This is a genomic window from Saccharibacillus qingshengii, assembly GCF_013185195.1.
GTDB lineage: Bacteria > Bacillota > Bacilli > Paenibacillales > Paenibacillaceae > Saccharibacillus > Saccharibacillus qingshengii.
Window position 1 is genome coordinate 109,181 of record NZ_JAAZWC010000015.1, and the last position, 10,150, is coordinate 119,330.

Annotated in this window: 8 protein-coding genes; 1 reads left to right on the forward strand and 7 read right to left on the reverse strand. The window is 56.1% G+C overall.

Features of this window, described 5'->3' with window-relative positions:
* Positions 1-37: 37 nt before the first annotated feature.
* From HRQ60_RS14210 to HRQ60_RS14235, 6 genes are all read right to left on the reverse strand, one after another.
* Entirely contained in the window at positions 38-1,021 is a 984-nt protein-coding gene (locus HRQ60_RS14210; RefSeq protein WP_172196494.1) for a pectinesterase family protein, read from the reverse strand.
* A 60-nt stretch (positions 1,022-1,081) separates the two neighbouring features.
* On the reverse strand, positions 1,082-1,972 hold the full coding sequence (locus HRQ60_RS14215) for a dienelactone hydrolase family protein (protein ID WP_172196495.1): 891 nt from the start codon (positions 1,970-1,972) through the stop codon (positions 1,082-1,084).
* Positions 1,973-2,007: 35 nt separating this feature from the next.
* Positions 2,008-3,357, reverse strand: a complete 1,350-nt coding sequence (locus HRQ60_RS14220) for a glycoside hydrolase family 28 protein (RefSeq protein ID WP_172196496.1) — start codon at positions 3,355-3,357, stop codon at positions 2,008-2,010.
* The gene (locus tag HRQ60_RS14225; RefSeq protein ID WP_172196497.1) at positions 3,344-4,537 is read right to left on the reverse strand and encodes a glycoside hydrolase family 88/105 protein; all 1,194 of its coding nucleotides are present in this window, start codon (positions 4,535-4,537) and stop codon (positions 3,344-3,346) included. Before HRQ60_RS14225 ends, HRQ60_RS14220 begins: the two co-directional genes overlap by 14 nt.
* 81 nt (positions 4,538-4,618) lie before the next feature.
* Positions 4,619-6,142, reverse strand: a complete 1,524-nt coding sequence (locus tag HRQ60_RS14230) for an extracellular solute-binding protein (RefSeq protein WP_172196498.1) — start codon at positions 6,140-6,142, stop codon at positions 4,619-4,621.
* A gap of 49 nt (positions 6,143-6,191) precedes the next feature.
* A complete protein-coding gene (locus tag HRQ60_RS14235; protein ID WP_246281333.1) occupies positions 6,192-7,064 on the reverse strand; it encodes an ABC transporter permease in 873 nt (290 codons plus the stop codon).
* A gap of 371 nt (positions 7,065-7,435) precedes the next feature.
* Between HRQ60_RS14235 and HRQ60_RS14240 the strand changes: the two genes are divergently transcribed.
* Positions 7,436-8,323 carry a carbohydrate ABC transporter permease gene (locus tag HRQ60_RS14240; protein WP_246281327.1) on the forward strand — a complete coding sequence of 296 codons (888 nt, stop codon included), beginning with the start codon at positions 7,436-7,438 and terminating at the stop codon, positions 8,321-8,323.
* 106 nt (positions 8,324-8,429) lie between these two features.
* Here the strand turns inward: HRQ60_RS14240 and HRQ60_RS14245 are convergent, their stop codons facing one another.
* Positions 8,430-10,055 (reverse strand): helix-turn-helix transcriptional regulator, encoded by a 1,626-nt coding sequence (locus HRQ60_RS14245; RefSeq protein WP_246281328.1) that lies wholly within the window; start codon positions 10,053-10,055, stop codon positions 8,430-8,432.
* Positions 10,056-10,150: the final 95 nt, after the last annotated feature.

The following is a 10,150-nucleotide window of genomic DNA, read 5'->3' on the forward strand; positions in this document are numbered from 1 at the left end:
TGACCTTCCCCTTTCTTTCACTTGCCGATTCGGCTCTTTATTCGCGGTATGATGCCCAGAAAGGATCATCCGGGAACAGCGATTCTTTGTTCCAGGCTTCGGCTCCGATCGGGCGGCTGACTGTCCAATCGGCGCGGGCGGCAGGAAATGCCGCCGCTGCCGCCCCGTATTCCCGGTAATCGACCGTCTGCCGATTGGCGGGTTGATTCCAGTCGTGCCAGCCGGAGGGGTGAATATGGTCTCCCATCCGGCAGCCGGCAAATACCGTTCGCGCATATTCGCGCCAAGGGCGGCCCAGATAGACGGAACCTGCGGGAACACCCGGCTCGGCGGTCAATAGACATTCAAAAAACACGTATCCCCATGCTTGATCCTGCGGCGTGGAAGCGGCCGTCACATAACCGGACGTTTCATCCCCCGTGCGAGCCCGGCTGCGGAGCTCGCAGTGTTCGAAACAAGCGGAAGCCCCGCCGAAGATATAGTCGACCGTGCCTTCGATCCGGCAGTTCATATACAGCTGTCTGTACCGGTCATGCGTCTGGCGGATTTCGATGCCTCCGAACGAAGCCCCGCCGCCTTTTTTCGGCGAAAGCGGGAGAGGCCCTGTGAACAAGGTATCCTGATACCCCCGGAAGGTACAGCCTCGGAACACCGTTCGGTCGCAGTGCGCCGTCAGTGCGATCGCCTGCCCGATCTCGGCACCCTGCCCCGCCGTATTCGACACGGTGATATTCGCAATCCGAAGATCGCTTCCGCCGAGGAAAAGCGTGGGCGTGGCGAAAGTGCCGATCTCCCCTCCGGTTCCGTCCGGTTCACGGGCATGGCGGTCCATGGCAATCTCTACCTGTCCGATTCCGATAATCGACAGATAGGAGCGATAAATGATCACCTGCTCGCGGTAGATACCCGGCAGCATGCAGATCGTCTCCGGCACATCCGGCGCACGGCGCTCCGCTTCTTCCACCGCTTCGCGAAGCGTCGCGTAATCGCAGTAAGGTTCCCCGCCTACCCAAAGCACCATCGCTCTCCCTCCTTGTCAACGACTGGCAGCCGGACGGTTCCGCTCGTCCGGCCCGCTTGTTTATAGATGCTTGTTCAGAAAAGCCAGCCAGGTTTGCCGCATATTGAGCGTCTCCGCGTGCCCGCCGCTCGTAGAAACGCAGCGCCAATGTTCGGCATGTCCGGTTTCCGCATAGGCGGACCGGAGTCCTTCATCCAGCCGCCGGACTCCTTCGGGCGGACACAGCCGGTCGTGCCTGCCTGTCAGACTGATCCGGGGCCTTGGCGCGATGCGCTTCTGAATATCCAGCGTTTCGACATGTTTCAGCAGCCCGGGCACATACGAATAAAACCCGTGGTGATCCAGACCGCGCCGCTCGATCAATGCCCGGGCTTCCACCTGCCCGCAGATATCGACCGTCACTCCGATCCGTTCGTCGAGCGCCGACGACCACCAGGCCATCAGTCCGCCCATCGACATGCCTACTGTCGCAACCCTCGAAGCGTCGATATCTTCTCTGCCGGATAGATAATCCAGAAACTTCAGATTATCGTGGAGCATCATGCCCCACATCACCTGTCCGTTCCAGAGCATCTCCTTGAACGTCTCGCTCTCGCTTCTGCCGCTTCGCTCGCCGAAGCACCACATATCGATGCAGCCTACGGCGTATCCCATACCCGTCAACGCTTGGGCGAATGATTCCTGCTGCAGATAGGAGCTGCTGCGAATCAATTCCCGCTTGCCCTGTTCATACAGTCCGCCGTGCGAATGGTTGAACAGGACCAGCGGGTAAGGACCGGAACCTTCAGTCGGCATCGCGACATAAGCCGGCACTTCTTCGATGCCGTTCAGCTCCAGCATCAACGATTCCAGGCAGTAGCCGCCTTGTGTGTCCCGCCGGATCGAGCGGGCCCGAACGTCCTGATTTGTCGGCAGGTCGCCGAGGCACTTCCAGAGCGGGTCGTCGCGCATCGGTCATTCCTCCTCGCTTCGCAAAATGAACAGATTCAAGAAGTAGCTTCGGAAAAGGCACGTTCGATCACAAGTTCGGTTGACCCTGTCCGATCCCGCGAACGGCAGGCCTCGATCTCGATATTCTCGCCGTTTGCGACCTGGAAAGCCGGACCCTCGTGTCCGGCAATACGCACGCGATAAAAGCTGATATCTTGGACGTTGCCCAGATAGAAGCCCCGCGCACGCATCGGCTCGAGGTCAGCCATCATCGCCGGCAGCCCCGGTAAGGCATGCTCGGCCATCGAAATCTCGATATCTTCGAATGTGATTTCCGACACCGGCATCTCGGCCAGTCCGTACAGGAATCCGGCCGACGCATGGACCTGACGGGCCGTAATATGGGCGAAATGGATACGACGGAACTGCGGGGTATCCCGGGTCACCGGATACGGATTCTTATCCCACACATAACGGTCTTTGCCTCTCGGTCCGCAGAAATAATACAAGTTGAGAATAAACGGACAGATCACTTCTTCCATGACGATCTGGCTGATCCGAATATCTTCGACGACCCCGCCCCGACCGCGTCTCGATTTGAAGCGGATTCCCCGGTCGGTCTGCTTGAATATACAGTTCTGGATCACGACATTGCGGATATCCCCACTCATTTCGCTGCCCAGCACAACGGCCCCGTGTCCGTGCAGCATCGTGCAGTTGGAGATGGAAATATTCTCGCAGGGCACCCGGTCTTCGGTATCTTCGGTGCCCGACTTGATCGCGATACAGTCGTCGCCGACATCGATATGACAGTTGACGATTCGTACGCCGCTGCACGATTCCGGATTGATTCCGTCGGTGTTGGGCGAATCCGCCGGATTCAGAATCGACAGATTGTCGATCGTGACATCCGTACACAACACGGGATTGACCGTCCAGCTCGGCGAATTGCGCAGATTCAAGTCGCGCAGCGTCACCCGGCTGCAGGAATCGAGTCCGATCAGTTTCGGACGCGGATACGCCAGTTCTTCCGCAGCGCCGCGGTGCCGCTCCCACCATGCCTGACCGCAGCCGTCGAGCGTGCCGCCTCCCGTGACCGAGACTTGTTCGAGGCCTGACCCGTAGATGCAGGAAGCGTAAACCTGCCGGCGCACCCCTTCCCAGCGGGAATCCACCACGGGATAATCCGCAGGATCCGTGCTGAAGCTCAGTACCGCGCCCGGACTGAGCCGAAGTTCGATCCGGCTGCGCAGCGCGATCGACCCGGTGAGATACTGCCCTGCCGGGATAAACACGGTACCTCCCCCGGCAAGCGCCGCGGCATCGATTGCCGCTTGAATCCCGGCGGTCGACCGTTCCTGCCCGCCGGGAAAAGCGCCGTAATCGTTTACGTTATACATGCCCAACGGAATCCGCTCCTTCCCGGCGTGCGGACACCCCTTTTGCGCGATTGGCTTCCGGCAGCGTCCATTCGTATTCCGCGCAGAACTTCAAGAAAGCGCCCAGACCTTTCAAATCGTTGGTCACGATCGGCTCGCTGATGTAGTAGGCGAAAGTGCCGTCCCGCTTGTCCGCGCCGCCGAGACCGGCGACCTGACAGTTCTTGTTCAGATTGATCCAGCCTTCTTGGGTCTCCAGTACAAATTCGTCCAATATCCCATGGAATGCCCGGTCCAGCGTTTCCTGCCATGTCTGATCGAGCACGCCGAGCCGGATTCCTTTGGCGATGGCGTAAGCGATCATGCTGGAAGCCGATGCTTCGAGATAATTGCCTTTGCGCGAACCGCAGTCGACGATTTGATACCAGACACCCGAATCCGCTTCCTGGTAGCGGCGCAGCGCCGTCAGCGTATCGACCAGAATCCGGCGCAGTTCGGGAGCATCCGTATGGCTGCCCGGCAGTTGTTCCAATACGTCGACCAACGCCATCACGAACCAGCCGAGCGAGCGTCCCCAGAAATGCGGCGACAGCCCTGTATTCGGATCGCACCAAGGTTGTACCTTTTTCTCGTCCCAGGCATGGAACAGCAGACCCGTTTCGGGGTCCCGCGTATGCCGTTCGCACAGGATAAACTGCCGGATGATATCGTCCAATCCTTCGCCGCCCGCATATTCCAGCTGATATTGAAGATAGAACGGCGCACCCATGTACAAGCCGTCGAGCCAGATTTGGTACGGGTAGATTTCCTTATGCCAGAAAGCCCCTTCCGAGGTTCGGGGATGGCGCTCCAATTGTCCGCGCAGCCGATCGGCGGCCAGGCGGTATTTGCGTTCTCCGGTCTCCGCATGCAGGGCGAACAGCAGCTTGCCGTTGTTGATATGGTCGATATTGTACTCGTCTTCCGTGTAGCCGCGAATACTTCCGTCTTCCTGCACAAAATGGTCCATCTGCTGTTGGATATAACGGAAATACCGATTGTCGCCGGTATGCCGCCACAGCGCTTCGAATCCTTTCAGCACAACGCCGTAATCGTACGACCATTTGCCGTTAAGACCGTTGCACGCATACAGCCGCGGCATCCGCTGCATGATGGATTCCGCGGTTCGGATACTCCATCTTGTCGATTGTGTCTCGAGATTGTCCATGTCATCCTCCTGGTGGACCGGAGCGGCAGCCCGCTCCGTCCGGATCTGTGGTTCCGTGCGATTCGATCGGTGAGCTGCAATTTACGATTTCGACTCTTTGTAAGCGGCTTCATATTCGGAAATGATGGTTGCTCCTCCGGCATTCTTCCAGCTCTCCACCGCCGCGTCGAATCCCGCCCGGTCCAGTTCGCCCAAGATATACTTGTACGTGGCATCCATGATCATTTTTTGCAGTTCGGAACCCTGGGTGTTATAGGTTTCCGATTCCAGCGAGTAGGCCGGATTCAGCACGGCATATTTGGCGTTATCGGCAATCAGTTTGTCCGATTCCTGTTTCAGCGGGTCCGCGTCGTGAATCGCATATCCGCTTTCTTTGGGACGGCTGGCGGCAAAAGGCTGCACTTCCTGCTGCCACAGATCGGTATCGGTAATCGTCACCGCGTCCTGGTCGTCGACCGTGTAGTGGGTTCCTTCGATCCCGTAGGTCATCAAAGCGTAACTTTCCTCGTCCATCAGATCGTTCACGAATTTCAGGATCCGTTTCAGCTCGGCTTCGTCTTTGACTTCGGACCTTGGGAAGGCCAGCAGTCCGCCGATTCCGTTGTTGGCCGCCCAGATCGCGCGATCCGCTTCGTTTCCGGTTGAGGTTATATCATTGACCAGTACAAGTTCCATATCGTCCTGCAGCCCTTTGGCCATATTGAGCAGATTCTTGCTGTCGAAGATCGCCCCCACGTAGATACCGGCGCGGCCCTGCGCAAACTTCTGCTGCTGATCGGTTTTGGCGGTGACGGCAAAGTCCTGATTGATATACCCTTTTTCATAGAGAGCCTTCATGTAATCCATCGTCTTGACGTACGAATCGGTCATGAATTCGGGCGTCATCTTGCCGTCTTCGCTCACCTGCCAGATATTAGGCGTTCCGAAATACGAACTCAGCGTCTTGAACGCTCCGTATACCAGATCGCTGCGATCGACGAAGCCCGTCGTATCGTCTTTGCCGTTGCCGTCCGGATCGTCTTCCGTGAAAGCCCGCGCCACTTCCATCAGTTCATCGGTCGTTTGCGGCGCCTCAAGTCCCAGCTTATCCAGCCAGTCTTTGCGGATCGTGACTCCGTTGCGCGCCAGATCTTTCTGGAACGGAACCCCGTACAGCTTGCCTCCGATCGAAGCGGAACGGCGGGTGTCTTCGGAAATCTTGGCCAGATTCGGATAATCGTTCAGATACGGCTCGACTTCCCAGAACAGACCCGACTTGAGGGAGTTGCGTACCGAAGAATTGTCGAGCAGCGTAAGCGTCACGACATCGGCAAGCGAATCCGAAGCGAGGGAAGTATTGATCCGCTCTTCTTTGGAAGCATCCGGAATCCAGGAAAACTGGATATCCGCATTCGTTTTTTCTTCGATTTTGTTCAAAATGGTGTCGGTCGGCGGAGAAGCGGTATGCAGAATATTGAGCCAGCTGATCGTCGCTTTGGAGTTCTCGTCATACGGTTCTCCCGTAGCGGCCTGGCTGCCGCCTCCTCCACAGGCAGCGAGCAGCAGGAATGTGGTACACAACAACAGAGCACCCGTTTGACGAACTTTTTTTGCGGCTGTTTTCATGTGATTACCCCTTCTCTTTGGAATAAATAGAATCTGTTCGGCCGTCCGATCAGTACACGCCGTCTTCCCCCATCTTTTTGGCGAGGCGGTTGGACAGCATGACCAGCACCAAACCGACGACTCCCTTGAACAAGCCTACGGTCGTACTGTAGCTGAGCTGCCCGTTCTTGAGTCCCGCGGTATAGATGTACGTATCGAAAATCTCCGCCACTTCGCGGTTGAGGGAATTCAGCAGCAGATACATATGCTCGAAGCCGAGATCAAGCGTACTTCCGATCTTGAGAATCAGCAGGGTGATGATGACGGGACGGATCGCCGGAAGCGTGACATGCCAGGTCTTGCGCAGCCGTCCGGCTCCGTCCATCTCCGCCGCCTCGTACAGTTGGGTATCGACCACGGTGATCGCGGCCAGATAGATGATGGTCGACCAGCCGAGTTCTTTCCAGATGATCTGTCCGATGTACACGGTACGCAGCCATTCGGGCGAGGTCAGGAAACTGATCTTCGGCAGTCCGACCGCAGCCAGCAGTTCGTTGAGCACTCCGCCGTCCACCGTCATGAAGACGTAGCTGATCGAGACGATGATGACCCACGACATAAAGTGCGGGATATAGATGATCGTCTGGATCGCGCCTTTGAAAAATTTGTGCCGCACTTCGTTCAGCATCAGTGCGATAAGGATCGGCAGCGGGAAAAAGAAGACGATATTCATCGCGAACAGCACCAGCGTATTGCGCAGCAGCATAAAGAAGGTAGGTTCGGTAAACAGCCGAATGAAATGCTTGAAGCCGACCCAAGGGCTGTCGAGGATCCCCCGATACGGCTGGTAATCCTGGAAGGCAATAATCAGACCTCCCATCGGAAAATACTTGAAGATGACAAAATACAAAAAACCGGGCAGGATCATCAAATACAGCAGCATATGCTTGCGCAGCCCGAAACGGCTTTTGCGCACAGCCTGACGATCCAGCTTCAGCAGTGACGTATCGGACACGTTCACCGGCTTGGCCATCGCTCACCAACCTCGCTTTCGCTTTGAATTCCGTTTGCTACCCAAGCGTAAGCGTAAGCCGGTATTCCGTATATAATCATCAAATGATAACGCTTCCAAAATCGCGCCGCTGCGCCATTTCCACCTTCCGGAACTCAGCTGATGATACCCTGCCAAGAAAATGATTATCCGGGTTCCGGCCTCTGCACGCCCGATCACCTCATCCCCGGATTATATACGGAACGCAGGGCCGCTGTTATCGTGGAGATAGGTATTCCAGTCCACTCAAGGAGGTTCACAAGATGGAGCATTCATCCCCGACACACAAGCAGACACTGGGCAGCCGGTTGTTCAATATCGCGAATTATACGATATTGATCCTGATCGCCCTGATTTGTCTGCTTCCTTTCATTAACGTCATCGCCAGTTCGTTCGCTTCCACCCAGGAGGTCGTATCCAAAAGGTTCATTTTATTCCCGACGACGTTTTCGCTGGACGCCTACCGGTATATCCTCTCTACCCCGACCATTTTCAAAGGATTGGGCGTGTCGATCGGCGTCACGGTGATCGGTACCATCGTCAGTATGGCCCTGACCGCGCTGATGGCTTACGGACTGTCCCGCCGCTATCTCAAAGGACGCAACTTCATCAATTTCGTTGTCGTCTTCTCGATGCTGTTCAGCGGCGGCATGATCCCTACGTTTCTTGTCGTCAAGGGTGTCGGGCTGATCGACTCCTATTGGGCCCTGATTCTGCCGGTTGCCGTCAACGCGTTCAACCTGATCATCATGCGCAACTTTTTCCAGGCGCTGCCCGATGAACTGGAAGAGTCCGCCAAAATCGACGGCAGCAACGATTTCGGTATCTTTTTCAAAATCATGCTGCCTCTCGCCCTGCCTTCGATCGCAACCATCTCGCTGTTCTACGCCGTCACGTATTGGAACACGTACATGACCGCTATTCTGTACCTGACCGATTCCGTAAAATGGCCGATTCAGGTACTGCTGCGCCAGATTGTCATCGTGTCGAGCGGCATGCAGGCGGAAGGAACGTCCGTCGACGTCATTCCTCCGGCGCAGACGATCAAAATGGCCGTGATCGTGGTCGCGACGCTGCCGATGCTGATCGCCTATCCGTTTGTCCAGAAACACTTCACCAAAGGCGCTCTGCTCGGAGCCGTCAAAGGCTGATCCCCTCCGTTTCGCAAGCAGGCCCCGTACTTCTGTGAACCCACAGGAGCACGGGGCCTTTCTTGTTCACGCGGGGTGTAACCGAACCCAAGCCCCAGTCGGACCGCTATATATTCTGCCTCAATTTACGGTATACGCCCGGAGTCACCTGTTCTTTTTTGCGGAAAGAGCGGATAAAGTTCTGCGGATTATGATACTGCAGCCGCTCGGCGATTTCTTTTACCGTTTGATCGGTTTCGGTCAGCCACTTTTTGGCCATATCGAGCCGGTACCCCATCAGATAATCGCTGAACGTCGTGCCGAATTCTTTTTTGAAAATGCTGCTGAGATAATTCGGGTTGTAATGCAGGCGTTCCCCGATCAGTTCCAGCGAAAGTTCCCGGTCGTACTCCTCGTGCACAATGGCGGCGATCTTCTCCGACAAACAGCGGAACTGCTCGGTCGTCTTTTTTTCCATACTGCGCACCATCGGGAAAATGACCTGCTCGACGAGGACGCGTTCGACTTCTTCCGGGTTGCGGATTTCAAGCAGACGATGGTACAGCGCATGATTGTCGGCCGTCAGCAGCACTTCGATCCCGAGCAGCTGCTCCAGCTGGATCAGATTGTTCACCAGCCGGATCAGCATGACTTCCAGATTCATGGAGTTCCGGCTTTTCTTCATGAATTCCGCCAGCAGCGGATACAGCGCGGCCGACACCTGCTGCTCGTCCCCGATCCGGATCGCGTCGAACAGCTTCGATTCCAGTTCCGACGGATAATGCAGCAGAACCGGTCCCGGAACGACACTCTCGATATCCGCATAGAAAATAATCGACTCTTTGCCAAGATTCAGCCGCTGGTGAAGCGCCTGCTTGCTCATTTCGCACGCTTCCCGGCTTTTGAGCAGTTTCGGATAGGCCCGGCTGATCCCGACACTGACGGACAACTTCAGGTAGTCTTTGACCGCATGCACGATTCGTTTGGCATAATCGAGCATATGCCGGCGAATCTCCGCTTCATCCAGACCGTCAAACATCAGAATGGTAGCCTGCGTATTATCGTTCAGAAGAACGGGCAGCATCCGGTTGTGCGCAGGGACGATCTCCTCGGCAATTTTGTTTACGGCGAGCAGAAGAACGTCGCGATCGGGCGATTCCCGCTTGCCCACATTATCGAGCTGGACGAGCATGGTGACATACTGCCTGGCTTCTCCCCCGTCATAGCGCCAGCGCTTCAATTGATGATCCAGTTCGCCCGCGGTAATACGGCTGCGGAACAAATTCAATACGAACTGCGTTTCGAGCTGCGGCTGCTCCGCTTCCATCAGACTTTCCAGACTCTGCTTCTCGCTGAGCAGGCGGTTGATCGAAGACAAGATCCAGTCGATCTCGTTCTTGGGTGTCAAGGAAGCATGCTGGGGCAGGCTGTGCGTAATCTGGCGAATCGGTTTTGTGAAATAGCCTGCGATGACGTAAGCCGCTACCGTAATCAGCAGAATAAGCGCAAGCTCCATAGCAATCAGGCCGTAGCGCGTCGTCTGGAGCGCCCCGGCAATCTCCCGCTGATCGAGTACGGTAAAATACGTCCAGTTGTTATACGAGGAACGCGAATAAATCAGCTGCGATTTGCCTGTTCCTTCCGGTTCCCAATCGATCATCCCTCCACTGCCTTGGGCCATACCTGCCGCCTCGGCCAATTGGGCTCTCTGCGGACCTCCCGGCATCGAACCGCCCGGCTCGGTGTCGTACATCAAATCGCCCTGCTTATTTAGGGCGTGTTTTAAAACCCGATTCCGCCCAACTATTTCAATAAAATCATCGTCGAAGCCAAATAAACGAAGCTCAA